Below are 15,495 nucleotides of genomic sequence, written 5' to 3'. Positions count from 1 at the left end.
GAGTAATCGCGACTGGATCGATGACGGATCGGCTCACCTGGTCGGGTGACGCCGACCACCCTGGACTAAGAGCTTGGTCACACTCCGCGCAGTCACCCTGCGCAACCCCCGAACGGTCACCCTCCGCCGACGAAACCCGGTCACAGCCGGTCGCCACACCCCCGAACGGGGGTCAGACGCGGCCGAGGCGGGCGAGCAGCACGGCGGACGGGACGGGGTGCGCGCCGCGCCTGCGCACCGAGTCGGCGACGGCCCGGTCGGAGGTCACCACGACCACCGGCCTGCCCTCGGGCTCGGCGGTGACCAGGGCCCGGATGACGTCGTCGGCCAGCACGCCGGGGTCGCTGAACAGCACCCGCACCCCGCGCGGCGCGGCGGCGGGCACGGCGACCACGCCCGCGCCGTCGAACACCAGGGTCACCTCGGCCCCGGTGCGCGCGGCCAGCACGGCGAGCTGGTGCACCAGCCGGTCCCGCTGGTCGGCGAGCGCCAGCTCCGGGTAGCCGGTCTTGGTGACGTTGTAGCCGTCGACGATCAGGTGCACGGCGGGCAGCGCCAGCAGCCGGTCCAGCGCGGCCGGGTCCTCGACCCGGTTGACCGAGCCCTGCCCCGCGCTCGCCCCGCGCACCATGTCCGCCGGGCGCGGCCCGGTGCCGCCGCCCAGCGCGAGCTCCCGGCGCAGCCCGCTGACCGCGCCGTCCAGGGTGTCCACGAGCAGCGCCAGCCGCACCTCGTCGGCCTGCCGCGCCTCGCGCGCCGACTGGCGGGCCACCTCGGCGTCGGCGACCGCGCGCCGCGCCCTGACCCGCTCGGCCTCGGCGCGCTCGCGCTCCCGGTCCCGCTCGGCGATCAGCTTGCCGACCTCGACGTCGACCTCGGAGCGCACCCGCAGCGCCTCCTGGGCGGCGGCCTCGGCCCGGTCCTTGGCCTCGCGGAGCTTGACGCCCTGCTCCCGCAGCCGCTTGCGCAGCCGCTCCAGCTCGGCGTCCGCCTCCACGCGCACCCGGCGCGCCACCCCACCGGCCTCGACCTGGTCGGCGCGCAGCCGCTCCAGCTCGGCCTCCAGCCGCTCCAGGCGCGCCACCGCGCTGTCCCGCTCGGCCCGCAGGGCGGCGTCGGCCGCGCGGCGCGCCACCAGCTCCACCAGGTGCGCCGCGCCCTCCTCGCCCAGCAGCAGCGCGGCGGCCCCGGCGGTGACCGGGTCGGGCGCGGTGTGCTCCAGCGCGGACGGCCGGTTGCGCCGCAACCAGTCCACGACGGCGGCGCGGAAGCCCGCCGACGAGCGCAGCGCGCCGATCAGCGCGGGCGCGCCCAGCCTGGCCCGCTTGGCGGGCGCGAACCTGGCGACGGCGCGCAGCGACTGCGGCACGTCCACCTTGGGCAGCTCGCCCACCGCGTCGGCGCTCAGCTCGGAGAGCCTGGCGCGCAGCGGGTCGGGCAGCGCGGTCCAGTCCACGTCGGACTCGGCGGCGGTCTCGGCGGCGGCGGTCTCGGCGGCGGCGGTCTCGGCGGCGGCCTCTGTGGCGACCTCGGCGGCGGATTCCCCGTCGGACTCCCCGGCTTCGGACTCCCCGGCGTCGGACCTCTCGGCGGCCCCGGCGCCCGGCTCCGCGCCGAACTCCACGCCCGGTTCCCCGCCCGACTCCACAGCGGACCCGACGAGCGGCTCCGGCTCACCGTCGCCCCGCTCGTCGTCCTCGTCCGCTGCCGTGATCGGGTCCCGCACCCGTACAGGCTACGGCGCGCGGGCACCCGTCACCGACCACCTCCACCACCGGATTGTCGGTGTCCGGGGTTACCGTGCCCGGAATGCCGACCACGCCGCCCGCGCAGCTGTCGTTCGACGAGCTGGGCACCCCGCTGCGGGAGACCACGTTCGTCGTCTTCGACCTGGAGACGACCGGTCCGCGCGCGGCCGAGGACGGCATCACCGAGATCGGCGCGGTGAAGGTGCGCGGCGGGCGGGTGATCGGCGAGTTCGGCACGCTCGTCGACCCGGAGCGCGGCATCCCGCCGCAGATCGTCGCGCTGACCGGCATCACCCAGAACATGGTGACCGGCGCGCCCGTGCTCGCCTCGGTGCTGCCCGCGTTCCTGGAGTTCGCCGAGGGCGCGGTGCTGGTGGCGCACAACTCCGGGTTCGACGTGGGGTTCATGAAGGCCGCCTGCGAGCGGCACGGCTACGCCTGGCCCAAGCCGCCGGTGGTGTGCACGGTCAAGCTGGCCAGGCGGGTGCTCAGCCGCGAGGAGGCGCCCAGCTGCAAGCTGTCCGCGCTGTCCGCCCTGTTCGGGGTGCCCGAGGCGCCGAACCACCGGGCGCTGGTCGACGCCCGCGCCACCGTGGAGGTGCTGCACCGGCTGCTGGAGCGGGTCGGGTCGGTGGGCGTGCACTCGCTGGAGGAGCTGCTGGCGTACCTGCCGGACGTGAGCCCGCAGCAGCGCCGCAAGCGCTCGCTGGCCGCCGACCTGCCGTCCGCGCCGGGCGTGTACCTGTTCCGGGGGCCCAGCGAGGAGGTGCTGTACGTCGGCACGGCCTCGGACCTGCGCAGGCGGGTGCGGCAGTACTTCACCGCCTCCGAGACCCGGCACCGGCTGCGCGAGATGGTGGCCCTGGCGGTGCGGGTGGACTGGGTGGAGTGCGCGCACCCGCTGGAGGCGCAGGTGCGGGAGCTGCGGCTGATCGCCGCGCACCGGCCCGCCTACAACCGCCGGTCGAAGAACACCGCCTCCTGGTGGCTGGCGCTGACCGACGAGGCGTTCCCGAGGCTCTCGGTGGTGCGGACGGCCCGCGAGGGCGCGCTGGGACCGTTCCCGACCAGGCGGGCGGCGGACGCGGCGGCGGAGGCGCTGCTGGAGGCCGTGCCGCTGCGGGCGTGCGCCCAGCGCATCCCGGCGCGCGGGGCGTCGGGCACGCCGTGCGCGCTGCTGGAGATGGGGCGCTGCAAGGCCCCGTGCGCGGGGCTGCAGGAGGTCGACGACTACGCGGACGCGGTGGCGCGGGCTCGGGCGCTGATCGCCGGGGAGTCCACCGAGGCGCTCGGCGGCGCGGCGGCCAGGCTGGGCGAGCTGGCGCTGGAGGAGCGGTTCGAGGAGGCGGCCCTGCGGCGGGACCGGCTGGCCGGGCTGGTGCGGGCGCTGGACCGGGGGCAGCGGCTGGCCGCGCTCGCCGCGGTGGAGGAGCTGGTGGCGGCGCGGCCGGACGGCGCGGGCGGCTGGTGGTTCGCGGTGGTGCGGCACGGCAGGCTGGCCAGCGCCGGGGTGGCCCCGCGCGGGGTGCCGCCGATGCCGGTGGTGGACGCGCTGGTGGCGTCGGCGGAGACGGTGCTGCCCGGCGCGGGCCCGCTGCTGGGCGGCAGCGCCGAGGAGGTCGGCGTGGTGCTGCGGTGGGTGGAGCAGCCGGGGACCCGGATGGTGAGCTGCTCGCGCCCGTGGGCGGCGCCCGCGTGGGGCGCGGGGAGCTGGCGGACCTGGGTGGGCGTGGCCGAGGCGGGACGCGACCAGTACCGGTTCGAGGGGCACTAGCATTGCGGGCACACCCACGAGGACGAGGAGTGCCCCTGTGATCACCGCGATCGTGCTGATCCAAGTCTCAGCGGAGTCCATCACCGACGCGGCGCAGGCGATCGTCGACATCGACGGCGTGACCGAGGTGCACTCCTGCGCGGGCGACGCCGACCTGATCGCCATGGTGAAGGTGAGCGAGCACGAGGAGCTGGCGGCCCTGATCCCCGGCCGGATCAGCAAGGTGCCCGGCGTGCTGAACACCGACACCCACATCGCGTTCCGGTCCTACTCCAAGAAGGACACCGAGGCCGCGTTCGCGATCGGCTTGGACTCCTGAGCTGAGAAGAGAAGAAGGACCCCGCATCCTCTGATGCGGGGTCCTTCCACATTCGCTGCCTGTCAGGCGTCAGTCGCCGGCCCGGTCACCCTCGACGGACTTGGGGTTGGCCGACCCTCGCTCACTCGGGTCGGCCGGCTTGTTCTCCGCCGACAGCGTGCCGACGCCGGACCCCTGCGCCGCGCGGGCGCGCGCCAAGGCCGCGGTCTCCTCCGGCTTGTCCGGGGTGAAGAACGAGCCGGGGACCGGGTGGCCCGCCGCGCCGAGCTTGTTCATCTTCTTCGGCACCGGGGCGCCCTGGTACTCCAGCGCGACCGGGTGGCCGTGGTCGTCGACCGGGCCCAGCGGCTGGTGCACCTCGATGAACTCGCCGTGCGGGAGCCGCTTGATGATGCCGGTCTCCACGCCGTGCTCCAGCACCTCGCGGTCCGCCTTCTGCAGACCGATGCAGAGCCGGTAGGTGACGAAGTACGCCAGCGGCGGCAGGAGGAGCAGGCCGATGCGGCCCATCCAGGTCGTCGCGTTGAGCGAGATGTCGAACTTGAACGCGATGATGTCGTTCGCGCCCATCAGCAGCATCACCATGAAGTAGGTGATCGCCATCATGCCCAGCGAGGTCCGGACGGGGACGTCGCGGGGGCGCTGGAGCAGGTTGTGGTGCGCGTAGTCCTTGGTCATCCTGCGCTCGATCCACGGGTACGCCGCCGCGATGCCGGTCAGCAGCGGCAGGCCCAGGATGAACGGCCAGAACGGCGCGGGCACCGTGTAGTCGCCCAGGTACAGCTCCCACGCGGGCCACAGGCGGACCAGGCCGTCGGTCCAGCCCATGTACCAGTCGGGCTGCGAACCGGCGGAGACCTGCGCGGCGTTGTACGGGCCGATGTTCCAGATCGGGTTGATCTGGAAGACGCCGCCCATGAGCGCGGTGACCGCGACGACCACGGCGAAGAAGCCGCCGCCCTTGGCCGCGAACACCGGCATGATGCGCACGCCGACGACGTTGGTCTCCTTGCGGCCGACGCCGGGGAACTGCGTGTGCTTCTGGTACCACACCAGGCCCAGGTGGACCGCGATCAGCGCGAGGATGACCGCCGGGACCACCAGGATGTGCAGCGTGTACAGCCTGGGGATGATGTCCATGCCGGGGAACTCGCCGCCGAAGAGCAGCCAGTTCGTCCAGGTGCCGATGACCGGGAACGAGATCAGCAGCGCCGCCATGACCCGCAGGCCGGTGCCGGACAGCAGGTCGTCGGGGAGCGAGTAGCCGAGGAAGCCCTCGATCGCGCCCAGCATGAACAGCAGGATGCCGATGACCCAGTTGATCTCGCGCGGGCGGCGGAACGCGCCCGTGAAGAAGATCCGGAACATGTGCACCACGATCGCCGCCATGAACAGCAGCGCGGCCCAGTGGTGGACCTGGCGCACGAACAAGCCGCCGCGCACCTCGAAGTTGATGTTCAGCGTCGACTCGAACGCGCGGGACATCTCGATGCCCTGCAGGTTCACGAACGAGCCGTTGTAGGTGACCTCCTGCATGGAGGGGTCGAAGAACAGCGCGAGGTAGGTGCCCGACAGCAGCAGGATGATGAAGCTGTAGAGCGCGATCTCGCCGAGCAGGAACGACCAGTGGGTCGGGAAGACCTTGTTGAGCTGCTTCCGGATCCCGCCCGCCATGTGGAACCGGTCGTCGGCCCACTTGGCGGCGCCCGCCGCCGCACGGGCCCCGGCGGGCTGCCGCTTCGTCGGCGTCGTGATGCCGCTCATGACTTACGCTCCCAGAACGCCGGACCCACAGCCTCGGTGAAGTCGCTGCGGGCGATCAAGTAACCGTCCTCGTCCACGGTGATCGGGAGCTGCGGCAGGGCGCGGGTGGCCGGGCCGAACCGGGGCTTCCCGTAGTGGAAGACGTCGAACTGCGACTGGTGGCACGGGCACAGCAGCAGACCGGTCTGCTGCTCGTACAGCGAGGTCGGGCAGCCCAGGTGGGTGCAGATCTTCGAGTAGGCGTACAGGTCGCCGTAGTTGAAGTCCTCCTGGCCCGCGCGCTTGGTCACGGCCTGGCCGGGGCGCAGGCGGATCAGCATGACCGGGTTGTCGGCCCGCTTGAGGGCCTGCACCAGCTCGTGCTCGTGGCCGCGCTCGGACTCGCGGAACGGGAAGACGGTCTCGAAGCCGCCCGCGTCCAGGTCCTCGGGGCGCACCAGCTCGACGTCGTGGAAGTTGCCGGTGTGGCGGCGCAGGTAGACCTTCTCGCCGTTCTCGGACTTCCACCCGGTGTGCCACAGCGAGTCCTTGGTCTCGCTGTCGGCGTGGGGGTTCTTCACCATGCCGCCGAGCGGGACCGCGAGGACCCCGAGGCCGAAGACGCCCGCGCCGAGACCGGCGGTGCGCTTGATCAGCGAGCGGCGGCCGAGGGTGCTGCGCGCGCCGACGTCGCCCAGCTCGGCGACGAGGGTCGCGGAGTCCACGGGCGACGAGCCGCCGTCGTGGCGCTGCTGGACCGCCAGCTCCTCGGGGATGAACTTCTTGGTGTACAGCAGCGCGCCGACGCCCAGCGCCAGCACCGACAGGGCCAGCGTGGCGCCGATGACCGGCGTGTACAGCTGGTACAGCCAGTGGTTCTCGGTGTGCGGCGCCTCGTACTTCCAGGGCCAGAACAGGAACGCGGCCAGGAAGCCGACGCCCGCGAGCGCGGCGATGGCGAACCACAGCGCCACCAGGCGCTCGGCGCGCTTCTCGGCCCTGGTGCCCTTGACGGGCCAGCGCTCCTCGTAGTGGACCAGCTCGACGCCGTCCATCTCCGTGCCGAGCTTGACCAGCTCGTCCCGGCTCATCTTCGAGAGCTGCGCCTCGTCGGGCAGCCCGTTCGGCTTGTCGCCGCTCATGCCTTGGCTCCGATCCAGAGGGTCACGCCGACGAGCGCGGCGATGCCCACGATGAACGCGATCAGACCCTCTGAAACCGGCCCGAAGCCGCCGAGGGCGGCGCCGCCGGGGTTGTTGTTCCCGTCGGACACCGACTTGATGTAAGCGATGATGTCCTCCTTCTCCTCCGGCGTGAGCTGCCGGTCGGAGAACTTGGGCATGTTCTGCGGGCCCGTGAGCATGGCCGTGTACAGCTGCTCCTCGGTGACCCCGTCGAGCTCGGGCGCGAACTTGCCGGACGACAGCGCCCCGCCGCGACCGGTGAAGTTGTGGCACGCCGCGCAGTTCAGGCGGAAGAGCTCGCCGCCGCGGGCCGGGTCCTCGCCGCGCAGCGCCTCGCCGCGCTCCTCGGGGGTCTCCGGGCCGCCGCCGAACTGCTGGATGTACGCGCCGAGCGCGTCGATCTCCTCGGCGCTGAACTTGACGGGCTTGCGCTGGGCCTGCGCCTCCTGGCGGGCCATGGGCATCCGGCCGGAGGAGACCTGGAAGTACACCGCGGCCTCACCGACGCCGATGAGGCTGGGGCCCCGGTCCTTGACGCCGTCGAGGTTCTGGCCGTGGCACGAGATGCAGGTGTTGTTGTAGAGCTGCTCCCCCAGCCGCACCTGGGCCGGGTCGGACTGCGCCTGCGCGGTCTGCGGCTGCGGCGCGAGCGCGCTGAACAGCAGGCCCGCGCTCAACAGCGCGAACCCCAGCGCGAGCAGGCCGGAGATCCGCCGCCGCAGCTTGGTGCCGCGATTCCGGGCCCTCGTGGTACTGGTGGTGGTCATGTGTGCGGCAACCCTTGCTAGTGAGTTCGGGGTTCTTGGTGTCAGGGCACGAGGTAGATGACGGCGAACAGCCCGATCCAGACCACGTCGACGAAGTGCCAGTAGTAGGACACGACGATCGCGGAGGTCGCCTGGGCGGGCGTGAACTTGCTCAGCTTCGTGCGGACGAGCAGGTAGCCGAACGCGATGAGGCCGCCGATCACGTGCAGGCCGTGGAAGCCGGTGGTCAGGTAGAAGACCGTGCCGTAGGCGCCGCTGGGGATCGTCACCCCCTCGCCGATCAGCGTGGCGTACTCGCCCGCCTGGCCCGCGACGAAGATCGCGCCCAGCAGCACCGTGAGCCCGTACCACCGGCGCAGGCCGAAGACGTCGCCGCGCTCGGCGGCGAAGACGCCCCACTGGCAGGTGAAGGACGACGCCACCAGGATGGTCGTGAAGAGCATCGCGTAGGGGACGTTCAGGTGCACCGGGGGCCACTCGCCCTCGTGCTGGGCTTTCACCGTGAAGAACATGGCGAAGAGGCCCGCGAAGAACATGAGCTCACTGGACAGCCAGACGACCGTGCCCACGCTGACCATGTTCGGCCGGTTCAGCGAGTGCACGCGCTGGGTGATTGAGGGCGCTGCCGTTGTCACACGACGCATTATTGCTTGCACGTTTTCGCCTCGCCCATCGGGTCCGGGGCCTTAAGTCATGGTCATCCGGGTCACACACGAGGTGAGGGGTCGCATGGAGTGGTTCGTCCGGTTGCGGAGGCGTTGGTCCGAACGGGGTGCAGTCCCCCTGGATATCGCCTCACCCGATCTCGTGGTGGTCGTGGAGGCGTTCGACATCGCCGAGGCGGATTCGGCGGCGCTGGCGCGCTCGCCCCGGTGGCGCCCTGAAGAGCCCGCCGTGCTCCGCCACCACCTCCACCTGCCCGCTGATCAGGTAGAACGCGCGCGGGAGCTGCTCGCCCCCGACGGGTGGGTGCTGCGGGAGGGCGAACCCGCGCACGCGCTGCGCGTGCAGGTGCTCGACGCGCTGCACTGCGCGCAGGAGCGCTCGCGGATGGTGGGCCTGGCCCAGCGGCTGGGCGGCGACTGGATCGGCTGGGACGCCCTCCAGGCCCGGAAGGATCAGCGGGAGGACGCCGGATAGCATCGGGACCTCTCGGCCCCGACCCGTCCGGAGGTTCGCGCGATGACTTCGCAGACGACCACAATCCTCGTGTTCAGCCACCGCCCCGAGGTGCGTGAGACGATCATCACGGCCGTCGGGCGGCGTCCCGCGCCCGACCTCGGACGGGTGGAGTACACCGAGGCGGGCACCATCGCCGAGGTCCTCTACGAGCTGGACAACGCCAAGGCCGACCTGGTGATCCTGGACGGCGAGGCCCAGCCCACCGGCGGCATGGGGCTGTCGAGGCAGCTCAAGAACGAGATCACGAACTGCCCGCCCGTGGTGATCGCGGTGCGCCGCAAGGACGACCGGTGGCTGGCGACGTGGTCGCAGGCCGACGCGGTCCTGGTGCACCCGCTCGACCCGCTGGCGGCGGCCGAGACCGTGGCCGAGGTGCTGCGCTCGCTGGCGCTGCCCGCCGTGCGCGGCTGATCGCCGTGGCCGACCGCACCTGGCCGCTGCTGCTCACCCGGCTCCTCGACGGGATCGACCTCGCCGAGGACGACACCGGCTGGGCGATGGACCGCATCATGTCCGGCGAGGCCACCACCGCGCAGGTGGCGGCGTTCGCGGTGGCGCTGCGGGCCAAGGGCGAGACGCCCGAGGAGGTCGACGGGCTGGCCTCGGCGATGCTCGGGCACGCCCGCAGGTTCAGCGTCGAGGGCAGGGCGGCCGACATCGTCGGGACCGGCGGCGACAGCTCCGGCTCGGTGAACATCTCCACCATGGCCACGATCGTGGCCGCCGCCGCCGGGGTCCCGGTGGTCAAGCACGGCAACCGGGCCGCGTCCTCGCAGTGCGGCACGGCCGACGTGCTGGAGGCGCTGGGCGTCGCGATCGACCTGCCCCCGGAGGGCGTGGCGGCGACCGTGGCCGAGCTGGGCGTGGGCTTCTGCTTCGCGCCGGTGTTCCACCCGGCGTTCCGGCACACCTCGGCGCCCCGGCGCGAGATCGGCATCCCGACCTCGTTCAACCTGCTCGGGCCGCTGACCAACCCGGCGCAGCCGTCGGTGGGCCTGATCGGCTGCGCGCGGGCGAACGCGGCCCCGCTGCTGGCCGGGGTGTTCGCCCGGCGCGGCACGACGGCGCTGGTCGTGCGCGGTGACGACGGCCTGGACGAGATCACCACGACGACGACCACCGCGGTGTGGGTCGTCGAGGGCGGGGTGGTCCGGGAGGACCGGATCGACCCGTCCGAGCTGGGCGTGGCGCCCGCGCTGCCGCAGGACCTGCGCGGCGGGGACGCCTCGGTGAACGCCGAGGTCGTGCGGCGGCTGGTGGCGGGTGAGCCGGGCGCGGTGCGGGACGCGGTGCTGCTCAACGCGGCGGGCGCGATCGCGGCGCACGCGGGGCTGTCCGGCGAGCTGGCGCCCGCGCTGACCTCGGGTCTGGCGCGCGCGGCGGAGGCCGTGGACAGCGGGGCGGCGGCCGAGCTGCTGCGGCGCTGGGTGGAGCGGTCGACCGAGCTGAAGGCGCGGCTGGGCTGAGGGAACGGCCTGGCCAGGGGAACGGCTGAGCCGGGGGAACGACCGGTCCGGGGGAACGACTGGGCCGAGGAACGGACAGGCAGCAGGGCGGCGGGGCTCCCACGGGGGCTCAGAGCCGCCCTGCGGCGTTTCCGGGGCGTGATGGGCCGGTGGTGGCGCGCGGGCGCCCCGAGCGGCGTGCGGGCCGCGTGAGCCGTCGCTGAGGGTGGTCACCGAGGGGCGCCACCGGGGGCGCCGACCGCCGTCCCGCGCACGTCCCGCCCGGTCAGCGGCCTCCGGTGGCCACCGGGGGTGGCCGAGCGCGAGCGCGACCCCGACAAAACCGTCACCGAGGGTCGCGATACGTCCCCCGTTGGCACCAAACTAGACTCCCCAGCGACCACCGAGAGTGATAACTCTGCGGCGTCCGGGTGGTCCGATGGGCTCGATCAGTGGGCTGAACCACACATTCGCCGGGCCGCAACAACAGGGAGTCATGCTGTTTCCATGCTGTACACGGTGATTAAGCGGGTCGTGCTCCCCCTGGCCCGCGCGGTGTACCGGCCGAAGGTCGAGGGGCTGGAGAACCTCCCCCGCACCGGAGCCGTGATCCTCGCCCCGAACCACCTGTCGTTCATCGACAGCATCCTGATCCCGATGGTGGCGCCCCGACGGGTGGCCTTCCTCGCCAAGGCCGAGTACTTCGAGGGCGCCGGGCTCAAGGGCAGGCTGAGCAAGAGCCTCTTCAGCTCCCTGGGGCACGTCCCGGTCAAGCGCGGCTCCGGCCGCGCGGCGCGGGCCTCCCTGGACACGGCGGCCGAGATCCTGGCGGGCGGCAACGCGTTCGCCATCTACCCCGAGGGCACCCGCTCCCTGGACGGGAGGCTGCACCGGGGCCGCACGGGCGTGGCGCGGATGGCGCTGGAGTCCGACGTGCCGGTGATCCCGGTGGGCATCATCGGCACCGACCAGGTCCAGCCGGTCGGCCGCAGGCTGCCCAGGATCCGCCCGGTGACGATCCGCTTCGGCGCGCCCCTGGACTTCTCCCGCTACGCCGGGATGCAGGACTCGCTGCCGGTGCTGCGCTCGGTCACCGACGAGATCGTGTACCGCATCCTGGAGCTGTCCGAGCAGGAGTACGTGGACCGCTACCAGGCGTCCGGCGGCCAGCTCCCCGGCGGCCGGACCCCCGGTGGTCAGGCGTCGAGCGGTCAGGCCGCCGCCTAGGACGTCCGGCGGGGAGCAGCGCCGCTCCCCCGCGGGTCCCCTCGCACCCCCCGTTCGCCCGGAACCGCTGCTCCGACCGCCGGGCCCGCCGGTCAGGCGCGCGCGGGACGTCCGCGCGTCCACGAGCGCCCGGCGGTCTTCCGCCGCCACGAGCGCGCCGATCACCGCGCCATTTCCCCGCCGCGCGCCGGGACGCTTTTCCGCTCACCGGGAGGAACTTTGCCGGGGAGTCCCCCGAACGGGGTTTTCCCGCGCGCCGGAGCGGGCTCGCCGAGGATTGTCCAGGGACCTTTTCCTCTACCCCGACATCCCCTCCCACTCTCCCCGCAAGATCATTCCTGCGTGCTTTTCCCCGCACCGCCTGCGGATTTCCGGCCTGGACCGGTCCAGGCCGGGCGCGGCGCCCCGGAAAAAGCGAAAAGGGCCCCGCCACCCGGAGGTGGCGGGGCCCTTCGGCGCGTGGGGCTCAGTCGTGCGCGGGACCGGTGTGGTACTCGAACACCAGACCGCCGACGGTCAGGACGATCAGCACGACGCCGATCACCAGCAGCCAGATCAGCCAGAACGCGAGCGCGACGCCGGTGACGGCGGCGGCCGCGGCCAGCGCGACCGGCCAGTACGAGCCGGGGCTGAAGAAGCCCAGCTCGCCCGCGCCGTCGCTGATCTCGGCGTCCGGGTTGTCCTCCGGGCGCACCTCGATGCGCCGCGCGATGAACCGGAAGTACGTGCCGACGAGGAGCGCGAGCCCACCGGTCAGCGCGAGCGCGACCGTGCCGACCGGCTCGACGTGGGTCGTGTCCGCCCACGTCCAGTAGGCGTACACGATCGTCATCAGGAACGAGAAGCCAGTGACCAGGTCAAAGACCCGAGATTCGACCTTCATCGGGGCTCTCCTACTTGCTGCCCGCGCCGGACGCCTCGCGGGCGGTCCGGTCGGTGTCGAACGGCTGGGTGGTGACGGCGTACGGCGTGCACAGCTCGCCGCAGTTCATCTCGGTGAGCGCCTCGGCGTTGGTGTACGGCTTGCCGGTGGCCTCGTTCACCTGGGTGCGCAGCTCGATGTACCGGTCGTAGTCGGCGGCGGGCAGCGCGCGGACCTCGAAGTTCATCACCGCGTGGTACGTGCCGCACAGCTCGGCGCAGCGTCCGACGAAGGAGCCGGGGCGGTCGATCTGGTCGATCTGGAACACGTTGTCCTGGTTGTTCTTCTCCGGCTCGGGGAAGACGTCCCGCTTGAAGTGGAACTCCGGGACGAAGAACGAGTGGATCACGTCCGTGGAGCGCAGGACGAACCGGACGCGCTTCTCGGCGGGCAGGACCAGCATGGGGATCTCCGTCGAGGTCCCGACGGTGCTGACCGGCTGGTCGGTGCCCTCGACCTTGGCGTCCCGGTGCTGGAACTCCCAGTTCCACTGGAAGCCGATGACGTCGACCGTCACGTCCGGGTCCTGGGACTTGTCGGTCACGTAGTTCTGGGTGACCGCCGTGAAGTAGAACAGGACCGCCACGATCACCGTGGGTACGACGATGAGCACGAGCTCCAGCGGCAGGTTGTACGCGACCTGGCGCGGCAGCTCCTCGCTCTTCTTGCGGTGGAACGCGACGGCCCAGAGGATCAGGCCCCACACGATCACACCCACCACGAGGGCCGCGACGACCGACCAGGTCCACAGCTCGCGCATCGCCTCCGCCTGCGGCGTGACCGAAACCGGCCAGCCGAAGCGGAGCACCTCATCCGTGGAGCAACCCGTGGCCCCGATGCCGACCAGGCCCACCAGCCCGGTGACCTTGGCCAACCGCGCTGCCCTGGTGCCCTCCTTCAGGCCCACTGCTCGCCGCCTCCTCGCTGCAGGAAATTCGCGGGCAAGGACAAAAGGACGAAGTACCTGGGTCCTTGCCGGATCATGCGGGAGCGTAACCCAGCGCGAAGGCGGTCACCCCTCGGGGGCGGGGCGGGTGCGGTGCAGTTTCGGTCACACGAAGTAGTCCCGGCATACTGGGCTCTTCTCCACACCACACGAAAGGTGCTACGCCGTGTGCGGCCTGGTAGGACTTGTTTGCCCTAGCGAGAGCGACGCCCAGCGAGCGCGTTCGGCGGTGGCGGGGGCTCTGCGCTGCCAGCGGCACCGCGGCCCCGACGAGAGCGGCACCTGGCAGGGCGGTGAGGTCGTCTTCGGCTTCAACCGGCTGTCCATCATCGACATCGAGCACTCGCACCAGCCCATGCTGTGGGGCCCGCCGGAGGCGCCCGGCCGGTACGCGATGCTGTTCAACGGCGAGATCTACAACTACCTGGAGCTGCGGGCGGAGCTGACCGAGCGCTACGGCGCGCGGTTCGCCACCGACGGCGACAGCGAGACGATCGTCGCCGCCTACCACTACATGGGGCCCGCCGCCGTGGCCCGGCTGCGCGGCATGTTCGCGTTCGTCATCTGGGACAGCGCGCGCAAGGTCGTCTTCGGCGCCCGCGACCCGTTCGGCATCAAGCCGCTGTACTACTCGGCGGGCCCCGGCGGGGTGGCGTTCTCCAGCGAGAAGAAGTCGGTCCTGGAGCTGGTCAACGCCCTGGGCGTGCAGCCGCAGGTCGACCGCAAGGCGCTCCAGCACTACCTGACGCTCCAGTACGTGCCCGAGCCCGAGTCGATGCACAGCGGCGTTCACCGCATCGAGTCCGGCACCTCGTTCACCGTCACCCCCGGCGGCACCCCGGTGGTGGAGCGGTACTTCCCGGCCACGTTCCGGCCGAGGACCGTGCACGGCGACGCGGACGCGAACCGCCTGTACGACGAGATCACCGAGGCGCTGCGCGACTCGGTCGCCAAGCACATGCGCGCGGACGTCACGGTCGGCTCGTTCCTGTCCGGCGGCATCGACTCCACCGTGGTCGCGGCGCTGGCCAAGCAGCACAACCCGGACCTGATCACGTTCACCACCGGGTTCGAGCGGCAGGGCTACTCCGAGATCGACGTGGCCGCCGAGTCGGCCGCCGCGATCGGGGTCAAGCACGTGGTCAGGCCGGTGTCGGCGCAGGAGATGATGGACGCCCTGCCGCTGATCACCTGGTACCTGGACGACCCGGTGGCGGACCCGGCGCTGGTGCCGCTGTGGTTCATCGCGCGCGAGGCTCGGCGGTACGTGAAGGTCGTGCTGTCCGGCGAGGGCGCGGACGAGCTGTTCGGCGGGTACACGATCTACCGCGAGCCGCTGTCGCTGGCGCCGTTCGACAAGGTGCCGAGCGCGCTGCGCAAGGCCATGGGCCGGGTGTCGACGAAGATCCCGCAGGGCGTGCGCGGCAAGGACCTGCTGCGGCGGGGCGCGCTGACCCTGGAGGAGCGCTACTACGGCAACGCCCGGATCTTCCTGGACGACCAGCTGCGCCAGGTGCTGCGCACCTACGACCCGGCGGTGTCCCACATGGACGTCACGGCCGGCCCTTACCGGGAGTCGGCGGAGTGGGACCCGGTCACCCGGATGCAGCACGTCGACCTGTTCACCTGGTTGCGCGGCGACATCCTGGTCAAGGCCGACAAGATGACCATGGCGAACTCGCTGGAGCTGCGCGTCCCGTTCCTGGACCCGGAGGTCTTCCGGATCGCGTCGCAGGTGCCGTCGGAGCTCAAGCTCACCAGGGAGACGACCAAGCACGCGCTGCGCAGGGCGATCAGGGACATCGTCCCGGCGCACGTGCTGAACCGGAAGAAGCTGGGCTTCCCGGTGCCGATCCGGCACTGGCTCAAGGACGAGATGCACGACTGGGCGGTGGACAACGTCCGGCAGTCGCAGACCGACCAGTACATCGACAAGGACGCGGTGCTGCGCCTGATCGAGGACCACCGCAACGGGGTGGCGGACCACAGCCGCCGCATCTGGGCGCTGCTGGTGTTCATGATCTGGCACGGCATCTTCGTCGAGGGCCGCATCCGGCCGCAGATCCCGGAGCCGCAGTACCCGGTCAAGCTCTGACCACCGCACGAGCGGGGTCCTGAGCAGCGGAGATCCGAAGCTTCGGGCTTGCGGGCGCGGGTCGTCACCACGGCGGCCCGCGCCCTTCCCGTTTCCGGGGCCGGGCGCGTTCCGGGTCGATCGGCGGTCGATCGAGAGGTGGG

14 protein-coding genes are annotated in these 15,495 nt (G+C 72.0%); 7 read left to right on the top strand and 7 right to left on the bottom strand.

The features are described 5' to 3' along the window. Positions 1-172 precede the first annotated feature (172 nt). On the bottom strand, positions 173-1,726 hold the full coding sequence (locus AMIR_RS06915; RefSeq protein ID WP_015800221.1) for an NYN domain-containing protein: 1,554 nt from the start codon (positions 1,724-1,726) through the stop codon (positions 173-175). Positions 1,727-1,809: 83 nt separating this feature from the next. On the opposite strand from AMIR_RS06915, the gene AMIR_RS06910 reads away from it, so the two are divergent. After that, positions 1,810-3,522 (top strand): DEDD exonuclease domain-containing protein, encoded by a 1,713-nt coding sequence (locus AMIR_RS06910; protein ID WP_041836621.1) that lies wholly within the window; start codon positions 1,810-1,812, stop codon positions 3,520-3,522. A 37-nt stretch (positions 3,523-3,559) separates the two neighbouring features. Next, the gene (locus AMIR_RS06905; RefSeq protein WP_015800219.1) at positions 3,560-3,841 is read left to right on the top strand and encodes an Lrp/AsnC family transcriptional regulator; all 282 of its coding nucleotides are present in this window, start codon (positions 3,560-3,562) and stop codon (positions 3,839-3,841) included. Between the two features lie 69 nt (positions 3,842-3,910). On the opposite strand, the gene qcrB is transcribed toward AMIR_RS06905, so the two are convergent. The 4 genes from qcrB to ctaE are packed head-to-tail and all read right to left on the bottom strand — an operon-like array spanning position 3,911 to position 8,179. Further along, complete coding sequence (gene qcrB / locus AMIR_RS06900) at positions 3,911-5,605, bottom strand: cytochrome bc1 complex cytochrome b subunit (RefSeq protein WP_015800218.1); 1,695 nt, start codon at positions 5,603-5,605, stop codon at positions 3,911-3,913. Continuing rightward, positions 5,602-6,726 (bottom strand): cytochrome bc1 complex Rieske iron-sulfur subunit, encoded by a 1,125-nt coding sequence (gene qcrA / locus AMIR_RS06895; protein WP_015800217.1) that lies wholly within the window; start codon positions 6,724-6,726, stop codon positions 5,602-5,604. The genes qcrB and qcrA overlap by 4 nt, the downstream gene beginning before the upstream one ends. Further along, positions 6,723-7,535, bottom strand: a complete 813-nt coding sequence (qcrC, locus tag AMIR_RS06890) for a cytochrome bc1 complex diheme cytochrome c subunit (RefSeq protein WP_015800216.1) — start codon at positions 7,533-7,535, stop codon at positions 6,723-6,725. Before qcrC ends, qcrA begins: the two co-directional genes overlap by 4 nt. Before the next feature lie 41 nt (positions 7,536-7,576). Further along, positions 7,577-8,179, bottom strand: a complete 603-nt coding sequence (gene ctaE, locus AMIR_RS06885) for an aa3-type cytochrome oxidase subunit III (RefSeq protein ID WP_041836620.1) — start codon at positions 8,177-8,179, stop codon at positions 7,577-7,579. Positions 8,180-8,264: 85 nt separating this feature from the next. Between ctaE and AMIR_RS06880 the strand changes: the two genes are divergently transcribed. From AMIR_RS06880 to AMIR_RS06865, 4 genes are all read left to right on the top strand, one after another. Then, complete coding sequence (locus AMIR_RS06880) at positions 8,265-8,675, top strand: hypothetical protein (protein WP_015800214.1); 411 nt, start codon at positions 8,265-8,267, stop codon at positions 8,673-8,675. A 42-nt stretch (positions 8,676-8,717) separates the two neighbouring features. Then, positions 8,718-9,128, top strand: coding sequence for a response regulator (locus AMIR_RS06875; RefSeq protein ID WP_015800213.1), 411 nt, complete (start codon positions 8,718-8,720; stop codon positions 9,126-9,128). Between the two features lie 5 nt (positions 9,129-9,133). After that, positions 9,134-10,183 (top strand): anthranilate phosphoribosyltransferase, encoded by a 1,050-nt coding sequence (gene trpD / locus AMIR_RS06870; protein WP_015800212.1) that lies wholly within the window; start codon positions 9,134-9,136, stop codon positions 10,181-10,183. A 486-nt stretch (positions 10,184-10,669) separates the two neighbouring features. Then, positions 10,670-11,389, top strand: coding sequence for a lysophospholipid acyltransferase family protein (locus AMIR_RS06865; RefSeq protein WP_015800211.1), 720 nt, complete (start codon positions 10,670-10,672; stop codon positions 11,387-11,389). A 466-nt stretch (positions 11,390-11,855) separates the two neighbouring features. Here AMIR_RS06865 and AMIR_RS06860 read toward each other — a convergent pair whose 3' ends face one another. Together AMIR_RS06860 and ctaC are read right to left on the bottom strand one after the other, a co-directional pair. After that, a complete protein-coding gene (locus AMIR_RS06860) occupies positions 11,856-12,272 on the bottom strand; it encodes a cytochrome c oxidase subunit 4 (protein ID WP_015800210.1) in 417 nt (138 codons plus the stop codon). Between the two features lie 10 nt (positions 12,273-12,282). After that, on the bottom strand, positions 12,283-13,218 hold the full coding sequence (gene ctaC, locus AMIR_RS06855; protein ID WP_015800209.1) for an aa3-type cytochrome oxidase subunit II: 936 nt from the start codon (positions 13,216-13,218) through the stop codon (positions 12,283-12,285). 205 nt (positions 13,219-13,423) lie between these two features. Between ctaC and asnB the strand changes: the two genes are divergently transcribed. After that, positions 13,424-15,352, top strand: a complete 1,929-nt coding sequence (gene asnB, locus AMIR_RS06850) for an asparagine synthase (glutamine-hydrolyzing) (protein ID WP_015800208.1) — start codon at positions 13,424-13,426, stop codon at positions 15,350-15,352. Positions 15,353-15,495: the final 143 nt, after the last annotated feature.

The organism is Actinosynnema mirum DSM 43827 (assembly GCF_000023245.1).
In the GTDB taxonomy this organism is placed as follows: Bacteria; Actinomycetota; Actinomycetes; order Mycobacteriales; family Pseudonocardiaceae; genus Actinosynnema; species Actinosynnema mirum.
This window is presented reverse-complemented; position numbering and strand designations above follow the sequence as displayed.